This is a genomic window from Shewanella metallivivens (assembly GCF_028750675.1).
GTDB classification, from domain to species: Bacteria; Pseudomonadota; Gammaproteobacteria; order Enterobacterales; family Shewanellaceae; genus Shewanella; species Shewanella metallivivens.
Genome location: NZ_JAQQPZ010000001.1, coordinates 247,564 through 270,550 on the forward strand (window position 1 = coordinate 247,564; position 22,987 = coordinate 270,550).

General features: G+C 43.2%; 17 protein-coding genes and 1 pseudogene. 13 read left to right on the plus strand and 5 right to left on the minus strand.

The genetic code is table 11. The features are described 5' to 3' along the window. Positions 1-7 precede the first annotated feature (7 nt). Entirely contained in the window at positions 8-781 is a 774-nt protein-coding gene (gene cysZ, locus PQR79_RS00990) for a sulfate transporter CysZ (RefSeq protein ID WP_238105472.1), read from the minus strand. Positions 782-941: 160 nt separating this feature from the next. Here cysZ and smc point away from each other — a divergent pair, with 160 nt between their 5' ends. The 8 genes from smc (at position 942) to PQR79_RS01030 (ending at position 10,916) form a co-directional block, all read left to right on the plus strand. Next, positions 942-4,367 carry a chromosome segregation protein SMC gene (gene smc / locus PQR79_RS00995; RefSeq protein WP_238105470.1) on the plus strand — a complete coding sequence of 1,142 codons (3,426 nt, stop codon included), beginning with the start codon at positions 942-944 and terminating at the stop codon, positions 4,365-4,367. A gap of 21 nt (positions 4,368-4,388) precedes the next feature. Beyond that, positions 4,389-5,432, plus strand: a complete 1,044-nt coding sequence (gene zipA / locus PQR79_RS01000; protein ID WP_238105461.1) for a cell division protein ZipA — start codon at positions 4,389-4,391, stop codon at positions 5,430-5,432. Positions 5,433-5,569: 137 nt separating this feature from the next. Further along, positions 5,570-7,582 (plus strand): NAD-dependent DNA ligase LigA, encoded by a 2,013-nt coding sequence (gene ligA, locus PQR79_RS01005; protein ID WP_438270799.1) that lies wholly within the window; start codon positions 5,570-5,572, stop codon positions 7,580-7,582. A gap of 54 nt (positions 7,583-7,636) precedes the next feature. Next, positions 7,637-8,143, plus strand: coding sequence for a DUF2919 domain-containing protein (locus tag PQR79_RS01010; protein ID WP_238105436.1), 507 nt, complete (start codon positions 7,637-7,639; stop codon positions 8,141-8,143). Positions 8,144-8,208: 65 nt separating this feature from the next. Then, the gene (locus PQR79_RS01015; RefSeq protein WP_238105434.1) at positions 8,209-9,408 is read left to right on the plus strand and encodes a cyclic di-GMP phosphodiesterase; all 1,200 of its coding nucleotides are present in this window, start codon (positions 8,209-8,211) and stop codon (positions 9,406-9,408) included. 16 nt (positions 9,409-9,424) lie between these two features. Beyond that, on the plus strand, positions 9,425-10,231 hold the full coding sequence (locus tag PQR79_RS01020; RefSeq protein WP_238105415.1) for an SDR family oxidoreductase: 807 nt from the start codon (positions 9,425-9,427) through the stop codon (positions 10,229-10,231). Positions 10,232-10,281: 50 nt separating this feature from the next. Then, the gene (locus PQR79_RS01025; protein ID WP_238105413.1) at positions 10,282-10,515 is read left to right on the plus strand and encodes an RNA-binding S4 domain-containing protein; all 234 of its coding nucleotides are present in this window, start codon (positions 10,282-10,284) and stop codon (positions 10,513-10,515) included. Between the two features lie 11 nt (positions 10,516-10,526). Then, positions 10,527-10,916, plus strand: coding sequence for a ribonuclease E inhibitor RraB (locus PQR79_RS01030; protein ID WP_238105411.1), 390 nt, complete (start codon positions 10,527-10,529; stop codon positions 10,914-10,916). A 77-nt stretch (positions 10,917-10,993) separates the two neighbouring features. Here PQR79_RS01030 and PQR79_RS01035 read toward each other — a convergent pair whose 3' ends face one another. The 3 genes and pseudogenes from PQR79_RS01035 to PQR79_RS01045 all read right to left on the minus strand — a co-directional run bounded on the left by PQR79_RS01035 (position 10,994) and on the right by PQR79_RS01045 (position 12,830). Next, complete coding sequence (locus PQR79_RS01035) at positions 10,994-11,194, minus strand: hypothetical protein (protein ID WP_238105408.1); 201 nt, start codon at positions 11,192-11,194, stop codon at positions 10,994-10,996. Between the two features lie 343 nt (positions 11,195-11,537). Then, a pseudogene (locus PQR79_RS01040) lies at positions 11,538-11,780 on the minus strand (hypothetical protein). A 372-nt stretch (positions 11,781-12,152) separates the two neighbouring features. Beyond that, positions 12,153-12,830 (minus strand): SDR family NAD(P)-dependent oxidoreductase, encoded by a 678-nt coding sequence (locus tag PQR79_RS01045; protein WP_238105397.1) that lies wholly within the window; start codon positions 12,828-12,830, stop codon positions 12,153-12,155. Positions 12,831-13,233: 403 nt separating this feature from the next. On the opposite strand from PQR79_RS01045, the gene PQR79_RS01050 reads away from it, so the two are divergent. From PQR79_RS01050 to PQR79_RS01070, 5 genes are all read left to right on the plus strand, one after another. Continuing rightward, positions 13,234-13,995, plus strand: coding sequence for a TSUP family transporter (locus PQR79_RS01050; protein WP_238105381.1), 762 nt, complete (start codon positions 13,234-13,236; stop codon positions 13,993-13,995). Between the two features lie 80 nt (positions 13,996-14,075). Beyond that, positions 14,076-15,419 (plus strand): exonuclease subunit SbcD, encoded by a 1,344-nt coding sequence (gene sbcD, locus PQR79_RS01055; protein ID WP_238105372.1) that lies wholly within the window; start codon positions 14,076-14,078, stop codon positions 15,417-15,419. After that, complete coding sequence (locus PQR79_RS01060) at positions 15,416-19,111, plus strand: AAA family ATPase (protein ID WP_238105363.1); 3,696 nt, start codon at positions 15,416-15,418, stop codon at positions 19,109-19,111. Before sbcD ends, PQR79_RS01060 begins: the two co-directional genes overlap by 4 nt. Before the next feature lie 321 nt (positions 19,112-19,432). Further along, positions 19,433-20,707: a peptidoglycan DD-metalloendopeptidase family protein gene (locus PQR79_RS01065; protein WP_238105351.1), complete on the plus strand. Its 1,275-nt coding sequence runs from the start codon at positions 19,433-19,435 to the stop codon at positions 20,705-20,707. Between the two features lie 291 nt (positions 20,708-20,998). After that, positions 20,999-21,415, plus strand: coding sequence for a VOC family protein (locus tag PQR79_RS01070; RefSeq protein ID WP_238105342.1), 417 nt, complete (start codon positions 20,999-21,001; stop codon positions 21,413-21,415). A gap of 81 nt (positions 21,416-21,496) precedes the next feature. Here the strand turns inward: PQR79_RS01070 and PQR79_RS01075 are convergent, their stop codons facing one another. Then, the gene (locus PQR79_RS01075; RefSeq protein ID WP_238105340.1) at positions 21,497-22,762 is read right to left on the minus strand and encodes an MFS transporter; all 1,266 of its coding nucleotides are present in this window, start codon (positions 22,760-22,762) and stop codon (positions 21,497-21,499) included. Between the last annotated feature and the right edge of the window lie 225 nt (positions 22,763-22,987).

Below are 22,987 nucleotides of genomic sequence, written 5' to 3' on the forward strand. Positions count from 1 at the left end.
TTGTCGATTACTCAGGGGCAATTACTGGGTGCTTATAGGCTTCGCGATATTTATCTACCCACATTGATGTTGCACCACAAATGGCTACAGGCATCACAATAAAATTAACGACAGGGATCATTGAGAATAATGTCACAGCAGCGCCAAAGCTGAAACTGGAGCCTTTGGTGTTCTTTAGTGCAAATTTCATGTCATTAAACGTGACTTTGTGGTTATCAAACGGATAATCACAATATTGAATTGCCATCATCCACGCGGTAAATAAAAACCATAAAATTGGCGCGGCAGTTTGGCCAATGACAGGCACCCAAAATAATACTAAAAACAGCAGTGCTCTGGGTAAGTAATATTTTAGTTTGGTCCATTCACGGCCCAAGACCCGTGGCAGATCTTTGACCATATCCATTGATGTGCCGGTATTTAAGCTTTTACCTGTGAGGTGTTGTTCTACTTTTTCGGCAAGTAAGCCGTTAAAAGGGGCGGCTAACCAGTTCATTACTGAGCTGAATATAAACGACATGACCACTAACATCGTTAGCACAGCTAATGGCCACAACAAAAATTGTAACCATGTAAGATAATCAGGTAGTTGGCCGTTCATCCAATCAAAAAGAACCGTTAGTTGGCCCACAGCAAGGTACATCGCTCCAGCAAAAAGGATGAGATTGATCATTAAAGGGATAAAAACAAACGAGCGTAAACCCGGCTGTTTAATCAATTGAAAGCCTTGAATAAAATAATTAACGCCGCTCTTCTTAATGCTTTGAGAGTTATTTATCATCTAACACGCCTATTTTGTGACTCATGCTGTTAATTTTGACCAGCCAACGGCAATAAAACAAGCGTTAAACTGTTTCAAAAGGATAAAAATCGTTACAAAATGCGGCTCAATTGCTAAAGTGAGCTGCTTTTTCCTTTTAATGCGTACCTGAACTGGCAACATGAGATTAAAACAAATAAAACTTGCTGGATTTAAGTCGTTTGTGGACCCAACTAAAATCCCTTTTGATAATGCGTTATCAGCAATTATTGGTCCAAACGGCTGCGGTAAATCCAATGTGATTGATGCCGTGCGTTGGGTGCTGGGAGAAAGTAGCGCCAAAAACTTACGTGGCGACTCGATGACCGATGTTATTTTTAACGGCTCATCTGCGCGTAAACCGATTTCAGTTGCCGGTGTTGAACTGGTATTTGAAAACTCCCAAGGCCGCTTAGCCGGACAATATGCCAGTTACCAAGAAATCTCCGTTAAGCGGCAGGTTAACCGCGACAGTGAATCAACCTACTTTTTAAATGGTCAAAAGTGCCGTCGTAAAGACATCACCGACCTGTTTATGGGCACCGGATTAGGACCGCGCAGTTATGCGATTATTGAACAGGGGACGATTTCCCGCTTAATAGAATCTAAACCACAAGAACTACGAGTATTTATTGAAGAAGCCGCAGGGATTTCTCGTTATAAAGAGCGCCGCCGTGAAACCGAAAACCGCATTCGCCATACCCGAGAAAATCTTGAACGCTTAAACGACATTCGAGTTGAATTAGGCGCGCAGCTCGACAAGTTATCACAACAAGCGAAAGCGGCTTTACAGTACCGTGAGCTTAAAACTAATGAGCGCCTACTACATAGCCAATTATTAGTGATCCGCTATCAAGAGTTATTAAGCCAAACTGACAAACTTGACCAAGAGTCGAGCGTGCTTGAAACACAAGCTGAACAGTTGCAAACAACCACCCTGCATAGCGAAACCATGGTGACTCAACTTAAACAGCAGCTTGAAGAGCTAAGTGACACTGAGCACAAGTTAGTTGAGCAGTATTATCTCACCGGCAACAACATCACTAAATTTGAGCAGCAACTTAAGCATCAACAACAGCAAGATACGCAGTTACAAGAGCAAATGAGTGCGTTACAACAACAAATTGCCACTGGTGAGCGCGCCATTGCCAATTTAAATGAGCGTTACCAACAACTTGTTGCCCAAGCGGATGCTTTAGCGCCACAAACAGAGCAAATTCAGGCTGAACTCGACCTCATTGACGAGCAGTTATCAATTGTTGAAGACGCCTGTGATGAACAACAATCACAACTCACCCAATACGCTGAAATGCTAGCGACCACTAAAATGCAGTTGGCATTGTCGCAATCGAGTTTGACTCATCAACAACAAAGCTTGCAACAAGATGAACGTCAAAAAAAGCAACTTGAACAAGAACTGTCAGCGCTAAATCAACAAGACAGTCAAACCCAGCTACACGAGACTGAAACCCAATTAACCGCATTGGTTCAAGCCCTTAGTACAACTGTTGAACAACAACAGGAACTTGAACAACAAGTCAGTGCGCAGCAGCATACGGTTGAGCAACATCGTGAGGCGTATCAAAGTCTCAAGCAAACCATGACTCATCGACATTCACGATTGCAGTTAATTGATGAGTTACTTGCTGGACACACACAAGCAGAAGGCCTGCAATTATGGCAAGTGGTTGATGTACAACCCGGCTGGGAGAAAGCTGTTGATATGGTACTGCAAGGGGTGAGCCAATTACCCGTGCTGAACCAAGCTCATGATGTGCCTACTGCTCAGCGTATTGGTTTTTCCCTGAATAAGGCGCTAAGCAATAAAGCGTTCAGCACTCAAGTTAACCTTACGCCGTGGTTGAAGTCTGTTCTCTGGGCAAAGAGCCTCGATGAAGCTACTCAGCAACTGCCTCACATAGAAGAGGATCAATACATTGCAACCCAAGAGGGCTACTTAGTCGGCCATGGGTTTGTGCTGAATCATACTCAATCAGGCCAGTCTGCCTTGGTGTTAAGTCAAGAGCGCAACGAGCTCAGTGCTGAACTACAAACGCTACAGCATCAACTTGACGCAGCCCAACAACAGCTCACTGAACACATGCAAAAAGCCGCGGCGGATCAACTTGCACTCGGCCAAGTACAACAGCGCAATCATCAATTACAAATACAACAAACTAAGTTGCAATCAACCGTAAGCAGTTTGCAACAACAGCGTGATGAAAAGCAGCTAAAGCAACAACAGTGTCATGATTTGCTTATTGAGCTTGAGCAAACGCATCGTGACAAGCAAATACAGATTGAAGCCTATGAAGTGCAAATTGTCAGCCAAGAGCAAGCGATGTCAGATGCCATCAATCAACACGAGGTGGCACAACATGCATGGCAAAATAGCCAAGCTAAATTACGAGAAACCAAAACAAAACGGCTAGAGGCTGTCAGCAAGCTGACACAACAACAAACGAAAGTGCAACAACATGCCACGCAACAAGCTCTTAGCCTGCAACAATTACAACAGCAAACGGAAAAACAGACCGAATTATCAAGTCAATACACTGTGCTGCAAAAAATGTTGCAAGACAACCAACATCAGCGTGGCGAGCATCAAATTGCCCAATTATCAGCCCAGTTAACTGACGCGCTCGAGCAACAGCAAGCCCTTCAGCTACAACTGCAACAAAATAGGGCTCAACAAGCCGAGCTGCAAACCAGTTTTGATAGCTCAGTATTGATGCAAAAACAACAGCTTGTAGCGTTACAAGACTTGACTCAAAAGATAAGCGCGTTAAAGTTACGTCGTGAGGGTTTAAAAGGGCAAGCAAATGCACAACTGCAATTACTGCAAGAGCAGCAAATTCAGTTACAACAAGTGATTGCCGACATGCCCGAACATGCAACGGCAAGTGTGTGGGCTGAGCAGCTCGAAAAGGTGAAACAAAAAATTAGTCGTTTAGGTGCGATTAATTTAGCGGCCATTGAAGAATTTGAAACTCAACGTGAGCGTAAAGCTTACTTAGACAGTCAAGATGATGATTTAAATAAAGGCCTCACCACGTTAGAAGATGCCATTAGAAAGATAGATAAAGAAACCAAAACCCGCTTTAAGGCGACATTTGAAGCGGTCAATCACGATTTAGGGCAGTTGTTCCCTAAAGTGTTTGGCGGTGGTCGAGCATACTTAGCGCTCACCGATGATGACTTGCTCGAAACCGGAGTCACCATCATGGCCCAACCGCCAGGTAAGAAGAATAGCACCATACATTTACTTAGTGGTGGAGAAAAAGCCTTAACCGCTTTATCATTAGTCTTTGCTATTTTTAGACTAAATCCAGCACCTTTTTGTATGTTAGATGAAGTTGATGCACCTTTGGATGACGCCAACGTCGAACGTTTTTGCCGCTTATTGCAAGAAATGTCACAAAGCGTGCAGTTTATTTATATCAGTCACAATAAAATAACGATGGAAATGGCTGATCAACTTATTGGCGTTACTATGCATGAACCAGGCGTTTCAAGGATAGTCGCAGTGGATATTGAAGCCGCAGTTGCCTTAGCCGACGCGGTATAAATTTGAAAGACAGGGATACTAATGAAAGATCTACAATTGGTGTTGTTTATATTAGGCGCGATCGCAATTATTGCGGTGTTAGTGCACGGTTTTTGGTCAATTAGAAAACAACAACCTAAATCAATGAAGCAAAGTCCGATGGCTGGATTTTACAAAAACCAAGCTCAACGTAGAGACTCTGAAGGTTTCGATGCTGATGGTATTGGTAAAGTGCGAGTACGCAAAGCTGACGAAGTAGAAGAACCGGTGATTAAACCGATCTTAAAAACCAATCTAAGCCAAAAGCCAACTGAGCCCAAATTAAATGATGCTCCGCTGCAAGATACATCAAAACAAGCGCTTGGCAAAACCGAGCAGCCATCGCAACAACCATTATTTGCAGATGACGATCAAATGCCAGAAGTGAAACCATCTGCTCATGCTTCTTTAAGCACCCCGAAAAAGATTGTAAATTCGTCAACCAGCACTGGCAAATTAGAAAGCTATACAGGAAAACCACTACCAACAAAACCTGAGCCAACAAAACCAGTTCCTACCAAAGTTGAACCGCTCATACTTGACGAGGCGCCACAAACAGTCAAAACCGAGCCTCAAGTTCAGTCTTCGGTTGCTGCTGAAGTTAAAGCCGACCCCGCACCGCAAAGCAATGCGCCAATTGAGCCAACCGATGTGTTAGTGCTGCATATTGTGGCGAAACCGGGAGAGCAAATTCATGGCGCTGAATTATTGCCAAGTTTGCTGTCGCTTAACTTTAAGTTTGGCGACATGGATATTTTTCATCGCCACATTGATAATGCAGGCACAGGAAAAGTCTTGTTTTCATTGGCTAATATGTTAAAGCCAGGGGTGTTTGACCCAGACAACATGGAGCAATTTGTTACCCAGGGCGTGGTGATGTTTATGACACTGCCGGCATATGGTGACCCATTAATGAACTTCACAATTATGCTTAATTCAGCGTATCAAATTGCTGATGATCTAGGGGCAGAACTGCTTGACGGCCAACGTCAACCTTGGTCTGACGCGACTAAAAAAGACTACATAAGACGTGTTAATGCTGCATAAGTAAAGCCAATATTGTTCTGATAATTAACGCTTTAAGGCCGCAGCTGCGGCCTTAATTGTTTTATTCCATAGGCAATAGTGGTCAATACAATTTGATGATACGAATTTAAGTTAACCCTTGTATGACGGATACCCAAATGCACCCAATTCAAACCGAAATGGATCAACTGACTCAGGCCATTAATCAACACAACATTCGCTATTATGTTGATGATGCTCCCTCGATCCCCGACGCTGAATACGACAGACTGATGCAACGTTTGATTCAACTTGAACGTGAATATCCGCAATTAACATTACCAGACTCGCCAAGCAAAAGAGTTGGCGGTATGGCGTTGCAAAAGTTTGATCAAATTCCCCATTTAAAACCCATGCTCAGTTTAGATAATGCGTTTGAACAAAGTGATTTTGACGCATTCAATAAACGTATTACCGATAAAGTCGATCAAGTTGATTATGTTTGCGAACCTAAACTCGATGGCTTAGCGGTGTCGATTACTTATCGTAACGGGGTACTTGAACGTGCGGCGACCCGCGGCGATGGCTCGGTTGGTGAAGACATTACAGAAAACGTCCGCACCATTCGCTCAATTCCGCTTAAACTGCGTGGCGAAGGCTTTCCTGAACTGGTTGAAGTGCGCGGTGAAGTCTTTATGCCTAAAGCGGCATTTGAGGCGTTAAATCAACGTCAAATCAGCAAAGGTGATAAAGTCTTTGTTAACCCACGAAATGCCGCTGCAGGCAGCTTACGCCAGTTAGACAGTAAAATTACCGCTTCACGCGCCCTAGGTTTTTACGCCTATGCTCTGGGTGTTGTCGAAGGCGAATCACAACCGATGCAATTGACCCATTTTGGCCAGTTAACCCAACTTAAACAGTGGGGGTTACCGATGAGTCCAGAAGTGAAAGTGTGTGACTCTGTCGAAAAAGTCTTTGCTTATTATCAAGATATTATGACACGTCGTAGTCAACTTGATTATGAAATCGATGGCGTAGTGATTAAGGTTAATGACATTACTAAGCAGCAGTCGTTAGGGTTTGTCGCCAAGGCTCCACGATGGGCCATTGCGTATAAGTTTCCGGCACAAGAAGAAATGACCTTGCTCGAGTCGGTCGATTTTCAAGTGGGCCGTACTGGTGCTGTGACACCTGTCGCTCGGTTAAAGCCTGTGTTCGTCGGTGGTGTGACTGTCTCTAATGCGACATTACATAATGCAGATGAAATCGCGCGCCTTGGCGTTAAAATTGGCGACACTGTAATTATACGCCGAGCAGGGGACGTTATTCCGCAAATTGTTGCCATCGTTGCAGAGCTTCGTCCAGATGATGCTCAAGATATTGTGTTTCCGCAACATTGCCCAGTGTGTCAAAGCGTGGTTGAACGTTTAGAAGGCGAAGCTGTTGCGCGTTGCAGTGGTGGCTTGTTTTGTGAAGCTCAGCGCAAAGAAGCCATTAAACATTTTGCATCACGTAAGGCGCTTAATATTGATGGCATGGGCGATAAAATTGTTGAGCAATTAATTGATAAGGAATTAGTGAAAACCCCAGCAGATTTATTTTCGCTTACTGCCTCAGCTGTCACCATGCTAGATCGTATGGCAATGAAGTCAGCCACGAATATCGTCAACGCGATTAAACAGGCCAAAACCACCACTTTAGCGCGTTTTTTGTACAGTTTAGGTATTCGAGAAGTCGGCGAGGCAACGGCGGCGAATCTTGCCCAACATTTTGCCGATTTTGAACGTATCCGCACTGCCAGTGTTGAACAATTGCTTGAAGTGAGTGACGTAGGGGAAGTGGTAGCCAAACACATAAGCCAATTTTTCGCTCAGCCACATAATATTGAGGTAATAGAGCAATTACTTGATGCAGGTATTACCTGGCCAGCGATAGAACAAGCAGATGAGTCGCAGTTAAGCCTTAAGGGGCAAACCTGGGTGTTAACGGGGACGCTAACCCAGCTTAATCGAAATGATGCCAAAGCGCAGCTACAAGCCTTGGGGGCTAAAGTGGCTGGCAGTGTCTCTAAAAACACCGATTGTGTGGTTGCCGGCGAAGCTGCAGGGTCAAAGTTAGCAAAAGCTCAAGAACTTGGCGTTAAAGTGATTGATGAGCAAGGGTTATTAGACTTACTCAATGCAAGCCATTAATCTGGTAATGATGACAATTGGAGTTATGACTATGGCCGCCGATAAGAGTATATTGTGAATTTTAGTCATATTACCTGGCTTGATGATCGGGGTCATATCAAGCCACCGCTATTTTTGTATTTAATATTGGTGTTTCTGGCTCGTGGGTGGTGTATTTTTGTTGCTTCACTCACTCAGTTTAATGATCGTTCCGGGCTTGTGCGGCTGTTTTACCCAGAAAAAACTGACTTTATCTTAGCGTTAGTTGCTGGTGTCGGTGCAGTGCTAGTGTATGGATTGATTATCGCTGAGCGAAAACGCAGCTGGCTAATATTAAGGCCATTTTTTAGTAAAAGTATCTGGTTTTTATGGGCTTTACTCATTTTAGATGGGGTATTTTTACTGCAAAGAATTGTGCATGATGACTATTTATTTAAACTCGGTTACTCACTCGATGCACTCTTTTTATTTTGGTCTGTTATTTATGTACTAAAATCAAAGCGGTTACATTACTACTTTGCCGATTGGGCTGTCGATGATATTGAACAGCCTGAGGTGACTGAAAAACGTAATAAACCATAATGGTATTATCGACCCAATGATATTCTCATTTCAGCCGAGTAGGCTATTGTGAAAGGATCACGACTTTGGCAAAAGCAGAATTAACCAAAATACCTGTATCGCAAATGGTTATCGGTTTAACCGTTAAGCTGCCTTTGTCGTGGACTAGCCATCCATTTTTCCGCAGTAAAGTAAAGCTAGAACAACAAGTGCAAATCGAGATGATTAAAGGTCTCGATGTCGAGTTTGTTTATGTTATCGATGGGTTTGATTTATTACCTGAGGTCGAAGAAGTAATAGAAGAGATCCCCGTCGAAGAAGAGCAAGTCAAAGAGATTGATTACCGCCCGTTAGCTAAAAAAAGTATGCGAGTCAGTCAGCAACGTTTTGTTAAGTCTGTCAATGACAGCCGTACTGTGTTTGGTAAGGTGTTGAGCGATCCTGAAGGTGCCTACCGTGAAGCGGCCACTTTGGTTGAAGAGTTAATTGAACATTTGTACGAAAGCGAAACGCCCCATCTAACCCTAGTAGGCAGTGGCGAAGTTGATGCGAGTGTAACTCAACATGGTGTTTCAGTTGCGGTTTTGTCTATGATGATTGCTTATGCGTTATCACTAAGCAAAAAAGAAATGCGTGATATTGCACTAGGCAGTTTGTTTCATGACATCGGTAAACTAAAAGTGCCTGAAGACATTAGGCGCAAACGAGGTGAATTAACCGATGTCGAAGCTAATTTTTTAAAAATGCATCCTAATTTTGGCTACGATATGTTAAAGCGCACGGGGTTATTTCCTGAAGCGATGCTCGATATCGTATTACACCATCATGAGTTTATAGACGGTAGTGGCTTTCCTCACCAATTAACTGAAGCAAAAATGTTAATCACTACGCAAGTTGTATCATTAGCTAATGATTACGAAACCTTGCTTAATCAATATCGTACTCCACAAGTTGCCTTAGGCATATTATTTAAAAATCACAGTAAAAAGCACAGTGATAAAATTATTTCGGTGTTGGTTAAAATACTTGGCATTTATCCACCCGGTACGATTGTACGCTTGTCTGATGACACTATTGCCAAAGTGATGATGACGACTTCTGATGTTAAACAACCTCATGTGTGGTCTTGTGATGTGCACGGCGCTGATCCCTCCTTTCGCTTTTTGCTCAATGAAGACGTGCAGGTAAAAGAGGTCATCAAGTTTGAAGAACTAACCGATGGCGCGGTTAAAACATTGCAAGCAAATAACCCGATTAGCTTTTACTTTAATCATTTTAACCATTAAATCATCAAGAGAAACAATGAATACAATAACTGTTATTGGATGTGGTTGGTTCGGTCTACCTTTGGCCAAACACCTCATTAATCAAGGTTTTCAAGTTAAAGCGTCGAAACGTAAAGTGGATGATTTAGTCTCGTTACCGCAATTAGGCATTGAAGCTTATCAGCTTGATTTAGCCAACGTTACCAGCGACATCAAATCCTCTTCATTATTTGATGCCGACGCTATTATTATTAATATTCCACCGAGACTTCGTCGAGGTGATTCTGATTACATTGCCTATTTAACCAAACTTAAATCATTAATGGGTACACGGCAGTATCAAAAGGTGATTTTTATCAGTACAACGGGTGTGTATCCCTCAGCAGATCAAACGGTAACTGAAGCGGATGCCAGCGCATTTAGTGATGCCAGCACCACATTGTTGCAAGCTGAAGCAATGTTTCTGGGAATGCCAAATAGCTGTATTGTTCGGTTTTCAGGTTTAATTGGCCCTAAGCGTCATCCTGGACGTTTTTTTGCGGGTAAGTCTGATGTGAGTGGCGCTAATATGGCGGTTAATTTGGTGCACTTAGACGATTGCATTGCTGCAGTTAGCTTAATTTTATCGAGTCATGACACTTTGCCGATTTATAATCTGGCCGCCCCGATGCACCCAACGCGTGGCGAGTTTTATGTTAAAGCGGCTGAACATCTTGGGCTAACACCCCCAGAATTTAATCAACAACAACAGCCAAATAAAGTGATTGATGGTCAGTTAATTTGTCGTCATTTAGGTTATGAGTATCGTCAACCTAATCCGCTTAAAATGCTTGATGCTTGCTAAACGAGCATAGGCTATAATAGCCGGCATATTTTGGATAAAAGGCAATTATTGTGACAACTCAAACTCAAGCGTTTGCATTACTCCCTGGTGATGAATTCGTAGAACTGTACAAAGTATTAAAAGTACAAGGCCTAGTAAATGGCGGTGGCGATGCCAAGCATGTTATTACTGAAGGTCAAGTGACCGTCAATGGCGAAATTGACACCCGTAAACGTAAAAAATGCGTGGTTGGTGACATTATTTCGTTTAACGGTGCAAACATTGAAATAGTTGCGGCGCAATAAAGGACAAATACATGCAATTCCCTGATGATGATAATGGCCAAATGTTGGCTGCAATGGCAGAAGCCGGTATTGATTTAACCCAGTCTCTTGAAGTGGACTTTTTCTTAGTGTTTGACGACCAGCGTGATGCAGAATCTGCTATTGAAGCGTTAACACAAACTGAGTTACAAGGCGAATTAGAGCTTAACTTTGACGAAGAAAGTACCAAGTGGGAAGTGATCGTGTGCCTACAAATGGTGCCAGAATATGATGCACTTGTTGCCAAAGAAACAGAGTTAAATAACTTTGCACAAGAGTTTGACGGTATTTCTGATGGTTGGGGCGTAATGCAACATCAACATGGCGACGATGAGTTTGCTGACGATGATGATCACGAATGCAATGAGCATTGCCACCACTAAACCTATTTAGGTGTCTAGTGATAAAAGCCGTTAATGCTCTGTATTAACGGTTTTTTTATTGCTCCAACATTAACAGATTATTCTTTGATTTCTTCAACCACTTCTTTAGTTTCTCGGCCAATGGCTTTTACCGTGTCGCGAGTGCCGTGTCCAATTGCTGTTGTGACCTTTTTGGTTGTGTGGCCAATTTCTTTGCCCGTTTCTTTTAACTGTGCACACGCTGACATGCACAACATAACAGCCAATTGTACTAATATTAAGGTGACTTTTTTATGCATTATCGTTGCCTATTAATCATTGAATAATAATCATATCATCTGCTTATTGAGAGAGTAATACTAATCCGCATTAGCATATGCTCTTTTAGCGAACGTTATCAGTGAGGTAGTCGAGGCAGCCTTTTGAGGGCATAGTGCACTATGTTAAGAAAGGCTAACAAAGAAGACCACGCTGATAAATTCGCCCTTCGGGGCTGCATCACAAACCCCATTACGGCTTCAAATGACTTTGATGTAGAATGACTACACCTGCAGTCATTTTCATTGTACTGGGTCTAGTGACGCAGCCTAAAATAGATCACATTCTAATAAGGATTGGTATAAGCTTAATGAATGTGTCAACTCAGGGGGATATTATGGATGTTAATGCCACAAAAATAGGCCAAATTATCTTTGTGCTCACCATTATCCTAGGGCCTGTTGACCTTTCAAGGTTGTTTTTGCAGCGAATTGTTGGCCATTTGTACAAGGCAGAGACTTTGAGGTGTAGTTATTCTACATAAAAAGTCGATAACGCAGTAAAAATGACCAACAAACGCTGCCCACAGGGTTCGGCTAAAAACGTTTTACTCTTTGTTGAACGGATTTTGCTTAGATGACTAGGCTACAATCCATTCGCCTCGATTAAAACGTTTTTAACTCGAACAAAATTCAACCAGCAAAGATCAACAGGCCCTAGTGTTATTTACCTTACAGTTTGCCCAAGGTAAAACGACTAATTTGCCCTTAATTGGTTTTTACGCTATTTTGCTCAATGTTATTTTTGCTCCAGCAGGTTGGATCTATTGTTGGTACTGGTCAACAAAACCTATATTACCCAAAAATAAACCCAACTAGGTACACTATTTATAATGGCGTATAGGTATGCCTTACCGTCTCAATAGGGGATAAATATCGCTGATTTAGCCGAACAATTCGCTGCAAAAACAACCTTAAAGATCAACCGGCCCTAGGTTGCTTAGCCACGGTTTATGGTTAAATCAGATACATAGCCGTGCTGCGTCGCGAGTAAAGCATTTTTTAGCATCAGCGCAGCTTCATCTGCGGTCATAAAGCTTGATGTGTCAATATCTTTGCCGCTGGTAGACCAAAAATCGGTCGCCATGCCACCAGGGTAAACCGCAACCAACTTCATTGGGCTACCTTTTAGCTCTACTCTTAATGATTCCACTAAGCCTTTTACAGCCGATTTTACAGCACAATATGTTGACTCGTTTGCTTTACCGATTTGTGCCGCAGTAGACATGACCACCACCACATTGACTTTTTGATCGCGATATCGGCTCACGAGCTCTCGTAATACTAAAATACTTGAAGTCAGATTGTTGTTGATGAGTTGGTTGATTGCTTGTGGGTCTTGCTGTTCAATCGGGCCAAAATAGCCACTGCCAGCACAATGAATTACCGTAGTCGGCGGTGAAGATAGCTGAGAAAACAAGCGGCTGACATCTTCTGCAACACATAAGTCAGCAGCTTGTACAGAGACATTGGCTTGTTCGGTTGGGCTGAGTTTCGCGATAACCGCCGCCAGTTTTTGTTCGCTGCGGCCACTAATCAATACATTGTGATTGTCGGCTGCATAACGTTGAGTGAGTGCCGCGCCTAAGCCGCTGCTTGCACCAGTAATAACTATCATAATAAACCTTTAGGCAATTTTTCACTAAGCTGGTCACTATACCAATGCGTATACAAACCGCAATCATGGCAAGAGTGAATGGCGGATTAAGTCCTAATTCAGTAAGTAACCTCAGCTCTGGATAACAAACGCCTTTCAAGCAGTCCTTTGCCTTCCTCACTGCGTTGAATTAACTTGCAATAGGCTAGCTATTGACGCGTTAATTCGCCTTGTTAGCAAAACAAATCACAAGCTTGACAGTGGATTTTAGTCAATCTATTGATTTATATCGTTATCAATACATCTCTTATCCAGAGTTGAGGTTAAGTATGAATAAATAACGCTTTGTATTTTGTCGTTAAAGATTGTCTAATAACGCCTTGTCATTTCTGACTCACGTTTGTCGCTATTTACGAGAACCTCCATGTTTGAACTCACACTCCAACTCGCGTTGATTTTATTTGCAGTCGCTTTGCTTGCCGGATTTATTGATTCAATAGCCGGCGGTGGCGGCCTTTTGACCATTCCTGCATTAATGTGGGCCGGCTTGCCTCCTGCAGCGGCGCTAGGTACTAATAAACTTCAAGCCTGTGGTGGCAGTTTTTTTGCCAGCTTGTACTTTGTTCGCAAAGGCATGGTGGATTTACGCAGTATGAGATTGTCGTTGATGTGTGCTTTTATTGGAGCGGCTATCGGTACTATTTTTGTGCAAATGATTGACGCTGAGTTACTTGAGCTGGTTTTGCCGTTTTTAATTTTAGCGATTGGTTGTTATTTTTTATTTTCGAAAAAAATCAGCGAAGATGATCGCCAACAAGTATTAAGCCCAAGTGTGTTTGCCTTTACTGCAGCACTAGGGGTGGGGTTGTACGATGGTTTTTTTGGTCCGGGTACCGGAAGCTTTTTTGCGTTAGCTTTTGTATCACTTGCCGGGTTTGGCCTTGCAAAAGCCACCGCACATGCCAAATTACTTAATTTTGCCACCAACATAGCGTCATTAATTTTCTTTTTAATTGGCGGCCAAGTGGTGGTGATTTTGGGGTTAATTATGCTGGTGGGGCAATCTATTGGCGCAACACTGGGGTCACGGTTAGTGGTGACTAAAGGTGTTAAAATCATTAAGCCTTTGGTGGTGGTGATGTCATTTGGCATGAGCCTCAAACTATTGTGGTCACAATATATGTAATCACCGTTATAGGCATCATTTGGATTGTTAACTCGCCACTCGTGTTGACAGTTGATTGTATTTTTAATTAAAGGGATTTTATGCGCATTATTCACACATCTGATTGGCATTTAGGGCAATATTTTTACGGCAAAAGCCGCGCCGAAGAACATCAGGCCTTTATGCGGTGGTTGCTAAGCCAAATTGAACAACAGCAGGTTGATGCATTGATTATTGCCGGTGATATTTTTGATACTGGTACTCCGCCAAGTTATGCCCGAACCTTATACAATCAATTTGTGGTGCAAATTCAACAAAGCGGTTGCCAATTGATTATTTTAGGTGGCAACCATGATTCTGTCTCTACCCTTAATGAATCAAGACATCTTTTAGCTTGCCTGAATACCACCGTGATACCAGGTGCATTTGACAGTGTTAATGAGCACGTTATGCCACTCAACAACCGTCAAGGTGAGGTGGGGGCTATTTTGTGTGGGTTGCCGTATTTACGACCACGAGATATGGTACTGAGCGAATCGGGAGAATCCTCGGGAGATAAACAGCGTAAACTAGGCGAAGCTATTAGCGATTTATACCAGCGCTGTTTTGAGCAAGCTTGTGCGTTAAATGCCACATTACCCAGCCCCGTTGCGATTGTGGCCACCGGACATTTAACCACCGTAGGCGCCAGTACATCAGAGTCGGTGCGTGATATTTACATTGGCAGTTTAGATGCCTTTAATGCGGCGCATTTTCCACCAGCTGATTACATTGCCCTTGGGCATATTCACCGCCCGCAAGTGGTGGCTAAGTCTGAACATATTCGTTATAGCGGCTCACCCATCCCCCTCAGTTTTGATGAGTTATCAAGCCAATATGAAACCAATAAGTCTGTGTTTCTAGTCGAGTTTATTGGCAGTAAACTTAACTCCGTTACGCCATTAATGGTGCCGCTGTTTCAGCCTATGCAAGTATTAAAAGGCGATTTAGCCAGTATTGAGCAACAACTGAGTGCTTTTGATGATAAACACACTACAGAACAAACCACTTGGTTAAGCATTGAAGTGTCACAGCAAGACTATTTATCTGATTTACAGTCGCGAATTGCCGACTTAACTCAAGACAAGGCAGTGGAAGTATTACAATTAAAACGGGCCCGTAGTCAACGTCAGCAACACATTAAACAACTGGACAACGAAACCCTATCAGAGCTGAGTGTCAGCCAGGTGTTTGCCCGTCGTTTAGCTCAAGAGCAATTTGAAACCGAAGCGCAACAAGCGCAGCTCAGTAGAATTAACCAATACTTCGAGCAAGTGGTCGCCGAGGTGGAGGCTGAGCGAGATAGCCAAGAAACTGCCGCAAGCCATGTGCTGCAAGAAACAAACAGTCCAGCAATGACTGCAAATAAACAAATGGTTAACGTGCAAGAGGGTGAACAAGGATGAAAATTTTAAGCCTTCGTTTTAAAAACATAAACTCTCTTAAAAATGAGTGGAAAATCGATTTTACCCAATCACCCTTTGCCGAAAACGGCCTGTTTGCGATTACCGGCCCAACAGGTTCAGGTAAAACCACCATTTTAGATGCCATTTGTTTAGCGCTATATCATCGCACGCCGAGATTAAATAACATTTCTAAAACCACCAACGAGCTGATGACGCGTGGTACTGCAGAATGCTTAGCCGAAGTGGAATTTGAGGTAAAAGGCGTAGCGTATCGCGCCTTTTGGAGTCAGCGCCGCTCTCGGGATAAAGCTGATGGCAACTTGCAAGATGCACAAGTTGAACTGGCTAAGTTAAGTGACGGTAAAATCCTTGCCAGCCAGATTAAACGCAAAGCTGAATTAGTCGAAGAAATTACTGGCCTTGATTTTGCCCGCTTTACTAAGTCGATGATGTTATCGCAGGGGCAGTTTGCAGCGTTTTTAAATGCCGATGCCAATGACCGTGCAGAACTATTGGAAGAACTGACCGGTACTGAAATATATGGATTAATTTCTGCGCGAGTACATCAACACTTTAGCGATGCAAAAACCAATTTAAAAGTGTTAGAAGCCAAGTTAGGCAGTGTTGAATTATTAGATGATGAGCAGCGTAAAGCACAAGAGCTGCACATTGAGCAACTCAACCAAACTTTAAGTGAGCAGCAAACGCAGGTATCCCTATTTAGCGCGTATTTAACTTGGGCCGATAACACGCAACAAGCACAAACTGCGTTACGCCGCGCCAATGAGCAAAAACAACAAGCCATTGAGCGCCAGCAGCAACATCAAGGTGAACTGATACAATTGGCACACAGCGAGCCTGCTCAGCGCATAGCCCCTTTATTTGAGCAACAACACAAAGCGCAGCAAAAAGTCACGGCCTTAGTTACGCAAATAACTGAGCTAGGTGAGCAGACGCAGTTAGCACAATCTGATTTACTGACCCATCAGACCCAACATCGTCAACATCAGCAACAGCTTGAACACAAGAGCCAAGCACATAAAGCCTTATTGACCTTAATTGACCAACAAGTCGTGCCACTTGATCAACAGATCCAACAGGTTAATTATCAGCTATCGCAGGTGTTATTGGGTTATCAGACGACTCAGTCACAACAACACAAAGCGCAACAACAGCAGCAACAACTGTTAAGCCAGCAACAATCACTAGACGCTGATAAGCAAAAAATTGAACAACAACTTAATGCGCTGCCACAGGGGCAAGATATTGAAAAAGCCTTTGGCGCGTGGCAATCGCAATACGCACAGGTGCAGCAATTAACTGAGCAACTGACGCAGCTTGAACAGCAAAGGCAACAACATCAACTCAGTACCGAGCAGACACAGGCTTCGTTAGACCAATTGAGTCCACAAATAACGCAAGCGCAATTGGTACTGACACAAATACGCGCGCAGCAAACTGAGAGCCAACAAGCATTGGCAAACTTATTGGCCGGTGAAGATGAGTCGCAAATCAGCGCGCAATATCAGCAATGTGTTGACCAACAAGCTGGGCGTTATCAGCTTGGCCAACTGTTTACGCAATTTTCACGCTCACAACAGCAATGCCAGCAATTGAGCCAAGAGTCGGCTCAGTTTGGCAGTGAACTGCAAGCTACCACGCAATCATTAATTGCCGTTCGAGCGCAGTGGAGTGATAAAAATCAACAGGTTAAAGATGTACAAACCTTGTTACAACAAGAGCAGCAAATCGCTAATTTGACCTTAGAGCGAGCCAAATTAAAAGCAGGCGAACCCTGTGCCTTGTGTGGGTCGACTGAGCATCCATTAGTGGAGCGCTATGAGGCGCTTAATGTGTCAGCCACTGAGCAACGGGCACAACAATTACAAACTGAACTCGACACCATCAAAACGCAAGGTGAGCTGCTTAAAAACCAACAAACTGCACTGCAAGTCAAATTTGATCACAGCGCAACGTTGCTTAAACAGACACAAGCCGAATTGCTCAATATCGAACAACAATGGCAACAGCAAACTCATGCCTTGTCTGTGAGTTTAGCCCTCGATACTCAACAGCAATCAATGTTGGATGACTATATTGCCACAGCTGACACTCTGCAGCAGCAATTAGCGACAAAGCTCACTCAGCTCAATCAATGCCAAAAAACCTTGCATCAAGATCAACAGCAATGTGTTCAAGCAGAACAAGCCTTGAGCAAACTAATTAATCAGCAAGGTTTGCTGACACAACAACTTGAAAATGCCAAACAAAGTCTTGTGGCACAACAGCAGCGGATTGACACCCTAACCGAGCAACAAACTGATATGGTTAATCTGCTCACAAAGCAAATAACCGCCAATGGGTTGAGCGCGCCAACGCCTCAAGAAGTCACGCAGTGGTTAGTGGCATTACAACAACAGTTAACAGATTGGACCGAGGCGCAACAACAAGCGGTCGATAACCAACAACAATTGACGATAACCCGCGAGAAGCTGACCACTCACCAGCAACAACTCGCCGAGATAAATGAGCAGTTAACCGCCAAGCAGCAACAGGTAGACCAAGTACAAGGCCAACTTGAAAGCTTACAAGCCAAGCGTCAAAGCTTGTTTGCAGACAAAGTGGTTGATGATGAAAAGCAACTCAGCCAGCAGACGTTAGAGAAAGCTCAGCAACAATTGGCACTTGCAGAACAGCAATTACAAGCGGCAGATAAAAAACATTCAGCGTTAGGGGTTCAGTTGCAGGGTGTGACTCGGCAAAAGGCCGAAGCAGTACAAGAGTTACAACAACTGCAAGCACAATGGCAAGATGCGTTACAACAGAGTCCATTTACCGATGAAACAGCGTTTAATGCCGCATTATTGACACCGCTTGAGCGTGAAACATTACAACAGCTTAAGCAACAACTCGATAATGATATTGTTAAAGCAAGCACCTTAGTTGAGCAAGCTTTAGCAAGGCAAACTGAGCTGACTCAACTCGGTAAACAGCATGCTTATGATGTGACTCAACATGAGGTTATTGCACACAAGCACCAAGCGCTCGACGCTGAAATGCAGCAACATAAACAAACCTTGTGGCGTTTAACTCACGAACTCGAGCAAGATGCGAGCAAAAGGGCAGGGCAGCAACAACTGCTAATTGAACAGGCTCAACTGCAACAAGAATACGATGATTTAGCTTATTTACATTCGTTAATAGGTTCACAAAAGGGCGATAAGTTCCGTAAATTTGCCCAAGGGCTTACTTTAGACCATTTAGTGGCGTTAGCAAATCGGCAACTAGAACGCCTCCAAGGACGGTACTTATTGGAGCGCAAAGAGTCTGACGCGCTTGAACTGCAAGTGCTCGATACCTGGCAAGGAGATGCCGTGCGCGATACTAGAACCTTGTCGGGAGGCGAAAGCTTTTTAGTGAGTTTAGCCCTTGCATTGGCGCTTTCTGACCTTGTGAGTCATAAAACGAGCATTGACTCACTGTTTTTAGATGAAGGCTTTGGTACGTTAGACAGCCAAACCTTAGATACTGCGCTAGACGCTTTAGATAATCTTAATGCATCGGGCAAAATGATCGGGGTGATTAGTCATATTGAAGCGATGAAAGAGCGGATCAGTGTGCAAGTAAAAGTGAATAAAATGAACGGGCTCGGTATCAGCAAATTACAAAGTGAATTTGCTGTTGTAGGATAATGATCGGCTTCAAACTCCCATGATTGCTGCAATCAAGTTCAAATTAATTATTAATTAAATGACATTTTATATTTGTAATATGATTTTTCTTTGATATAAAAGAGCGTTGATATGCAGTTTGAGTGCAAAAGTCGGTGTTTTAAGCATTTTACCGGACGGCGTAGTATCAAACATTGGGGCATATTTTTAATAAAAATGATGTGAAGGCATGGACTTAGTTCTGTGCGCTATTTCGCAATAACAATTTGCAGTAAAAGAAAAACAATAAATATAAAGCGGTCATCTTTTAGGGTGGATTAGACATTGCTAACGAATAAGATTATGGGTTTCCAAAGACCAGATGTAAGTTCGCTGAACTTACCTAATATACATAAGAAGTTATTACTGGCAAGTGTGTTTGTGGTTGGTGCCGCGTTGTTATGGCCAACACAACAAGAGTTTTCATCTCAACGTATTCCTGTTGCTATCGATATTGATTCACTATTACCGCACATAGCACAGCAATCTCAAGTGCCCGCCGCTATTCAACAAGTGACCCCAATATTAGATCGCATGATTGAACCCGGTGACACCTTAAGTCACTTGTTTGAACTTGCCGGTATTGATCAACGCACCATGTATAAAGTGCTAGAGGCCGACCTAGAAGTACTGGCGTTAGATACATTATTGCCAGGCAACCGTATCCAGTTTTGGGACAATGCCAACGGTGAACTTGAGAAATTGGAACTGTATTTTAATCCTGCTCATCAAGTGGTGTTTACTCGCTTTGAAGATGGCAGTTATGAAGTGAACGACATCCACATTGATGGTATTTGGCAAAATCGTATTGTCGGTGGTGAAATTAACGGCTCATTTTATGTTTCGGCCAAAAATGCAGGCTTAAGTGCTGGCGAGATCCAAAAAGTCGAATCATTATTAAAATCGAAACTCAACTTTTCACGTGAATTACGTGCCGGCGATACCTTCTCGGTGTTGGTCAATGACCAATTTGTTGAAGGTGAACCCACGGGGGTAACCTCAATTGAAGGTATTCGAATCAATACTGGTCGTCGTGACATTACCGCGTTTCAAAATACCGATGGCAATTACTATGATGTTAACGGCCAGAGTTTGGCGCCAGCTTTTCAACGTATTCCGTTAAATCGTAAAGTACGTTTAAGTTCGCGCTTTAACCCTAACCGTAAACACCCGATTACCGGTCGTGTTCGTCCCCATAACGGTACTGACTTTGCCACGCCTATTGGCACCCCAGTGGTTGCGCCAGGAGAGGGGGTTGTCACCATGGTGACAAAACATGCGTTTGCGGGTAATTATATTGTGATTGAGCATGACAACAAGGTGCGTACGCGTTACTTACATTTGTCGAAGTTTTTAGTCAAAAAAGGCCAACGAGTCACTCGCGGTCAAGTGATTGCTCTCTCGGGTAATACCGGTGCATCAACCGGCCCACATTTACACTATGAATTTATTGTTAATGGTCGCCCAGTCGATGCAATGAAAGCCAATATTGCAGAAGCAAAAGTGTTGCCTAAAAAGCAATTGCAAGAGTTTCAGGCATTAGTGCGTAGTCGAACAATGATGATGGACTTAGGTTAATCTTCACTGACTCTTTATTGTTCAAAAGACCATAATAAAAATGCAGCCTTAGAGCTGCATTTTTTTCTTAGATTATTAGCTGTTTATCGATTTTTTCTTCGCCTTCTTTTGAACAGCGCGACGCGATCTTGATGGGGCGTTCACATGAAAGCCATGAGGTTTCCTTAGCGAAGTACTTTCGCCGAGCTGGGTATCGATGACAAACTACCTCAGTACGATTCAACCCGTGGTTTATCAACATGTTTGACTGGTCGCTTAAATCCCATTCAAATGTAGGTAAAAAATAAAACAATGAAACAGAATATTGTCCATATTGCTCTTGTGGTAAAAGATTACGATGAAGCAATTGATTTTTACGTAAATAAATTAAACTTTGAGCTTATTGAAGACACTTATCAAGCTGAACAAGATAAGCGCTGGGTTGTTGTCGCGCCGCCAAACTCACACGGCACGGCGATATTACTGGCTAAGGCATCAAAGCCTGAACAGCAGGGTTTTATTGGTAATCAAACGGGTGGTCGCGTGTTTATCTTTTTGAATACTGATGACTTTTGGCGTGATTACAAGCGGATGAGATCAATTGGTATTCACTTTGTGCGTGAGCCACAACAACAAGACTACGGAACTGTTGCCGTGTTTGAAGATTTGTATGGCAACCTGTGGGATTTACTTCAGCTAAATCCCGACCACCCAATGGCAAAAAGGTAGTTATTAACAGTTATCTGCTTATAAGCTCTAATGCTATTCATCCATTGTCATTTTACTCAGCTTGCGGGTTCATCGCTGAATTTATTGCTTAACATTATCTGCATCGGCTTCTGTTCTTGGGTCCATTTCATAAGCCGTTGGACTGGCCATGTCGGTGACAGCCCGAAAGCTTTCTTTGGTTTCGAGGCTTGCCGGGATTGTGTGGCTACGGCGTCTTAATAGCACGATGATAAAAAAGGTGGCAAGGCATACACTGGTAAAGGCGTATAGCCCTTGAGCACCTATGATCCCCATAGCAAGTGATGCGATTGGTGCACCTATGGCAGACGATAAGCCAAGCGTGATGAGCATGGCACTGCTTATTTCAACAAAATCTTCTGAGGTCGCGTTGTCGTTAGCGTGAGCTAAGCATATTGCGTACAACGTCATACAGGTTCCTCCCCAAAAAAAGGCTGAAATTGCAGCAGGCCAACCGCCAAAGGTGTTGACAACGTAGGGAAGGCCGATAAATAACAGTGACACCAAAGCACCTGCCAGCGCTGTCAACATCAAGACACTTCGTCGATCAAAACGGTCAGAAAACTTGCCCAAAGGTACCTGAAAACAAGCACCACCAAGCACTGTTGCGGATAAAAATGCGCCCAATTGAATACTGTTAAAACCATTATCTTTAGCGTAAATAGGGGCTAAAGCCCAAAATGCACCTGTGACAAAGCCTGCCACCACCGCGCCAATCAATGCAACATGAGAGTGTTGCCACACCTTAGGCATATTCAACTTGACTTGTTTTACCACCGCAGGTGCTGATGAACGTGTTAGTGACACCGGAATAATGGCGATAGAGATAAAAATAGCGGCAAGACCAAATAGCATCGATTCACGCTCGCTGCCTAAATTAAACAGTTGTTGGCCACACATCACCATGACTAGATTTAATGTGGTGTAAATAGACAATATTGAACCTCGGTTACTTGCTGATGATGTACCGTTTAACCAACTTTCGATAATCATATATAAGCCAGAAATCATCACTCCTATTAAGAATCTCAACAACATCCAACTGTAAAACTCGGGCAGTAAAGGAAACAGTAAAATGACGACAGAGTAACAGGTTGCCAATACTGCAAAACTTCGAATATGGCCCACTCGTTTTAACATCAAGGGTGTGGCCAAACAGCCAGAAACAAATCCCAAAAAGTATCCTGAACCCGTTAATGCCACTTGTGTATCACTAAAACCAGCACCACTGGCTGCAATGGGCAGTAATGTGAGCAATAAACCATGGCCAAGAATTAAAAATGCATTCGATATGAGTAATGCTGAAAGTGGGATTAATGCGTTTAACATGTGACTCCAATAGGTTGCTTATGCAGTAAATGATTAATTTACATGGTAAGAACCAAGGTTGATTGTCATAAGATCAGAATTAGCCCTAGGGCCTGTTTGATTAAGCTCAATAGCGCATTCTGGTACAACGCTGCGTGCGACATAACACAGAACGGGGCGATGATGTTGCAAGACACGCCAGTGGTTATTGCTTAAATAGCCTGCGATAGCACATTTCAGTGCGAC

Coding starts and splice junctions, on each gene's coding strand:
- PQR79_RS01045 (WP_238105397.1), bottom strand. CDS start 12,830: ATGATAGTTATTACTGGTGCAAGCAGCGGCTTAGGCGCGGCACTCACT.
- cysZ (WP_238105472.1), bottom strand. CDS start 781: ATGATAAATAACTCTCAAAGCATTAAGAAGAGCGGCGTTAATTATTTT.
- PQR79_RS01035 (WP_238105408.1), bottom strand. CDS start 11,194: ATGCATAAAAAAGTCACCTTAATATTAGTACAATTGGCTGTTATGTTG.
- PQR79_RS01050 (WP_238105381.1), top strand. CDS start 13,234: ATGTTTGAACTCACACTCCAACTCGCGTTGATTTTATTTGCAGTCGCT.
- zipA (WP_238105461.1), top strand. CDS start 4,389: ATGAAAGATCTACAATTGGTGTTGTTTATATTAGGCGCGATCGCAATT.
- PQR79_RS01030 (WP_238105411.1), top strand. CDS start 10,527: ATGCAATTCCCTGATGATGATAATGGCCAAATGTTGGCTGCAATGGCA.
- sbcD (WP_238105372.1), top strand. CDS start 14,076: ATGCGCATTATTCACACATCTGATTGGCATTTAGGGCAATATTTTTAC.
- PQR79_RS01060 (WP_238105363.1), top strand. CDS start 15,416: ATGAAAATTTTAAGCCTTCGTTTTAAAAACATAAACTCTCTTAAAAAT.
- PQR79_RS01020 (WP_238105415.1), top strand. CDS start 9,425: ATGAATACAATAACTGTTATTGGATGTGGTTGGTTCGGTCTACCTTTG.
- smc (WP_238105470.1), top strand. CDS start 942: ATGAGATTAAAACAAATAAAACTTGCTGGATTTAAGTCGTTTGTGGAC.
- PQR79_RS01065 (WP_238105351.1), top strand. CDS start 19,433: ATGGGTTTCCAAAGACCAGATGTAAGTTCGCTGAACTTACCTAATATA.
- PQR79_RS01075 (WP_238105340.1), bottom strand. CDS start 22,762: ATGTTAAACGCATTAATCCCACTTTCAGCATTACTCATATCGAATGCA.
- PQR79_RS01070 (WP_238105342.1), top strand. CDS start 20,999: ATGAAACAGAATATTGTCCATATTGCTCTTGTGGTAAAAGATTACGAT.
- ligA (WP_438270799.1), top strand. CDS start 5,570: ATGCACCCAATTCAAACCGAAATGGATCAACTGACTCAGGCCATTAAT.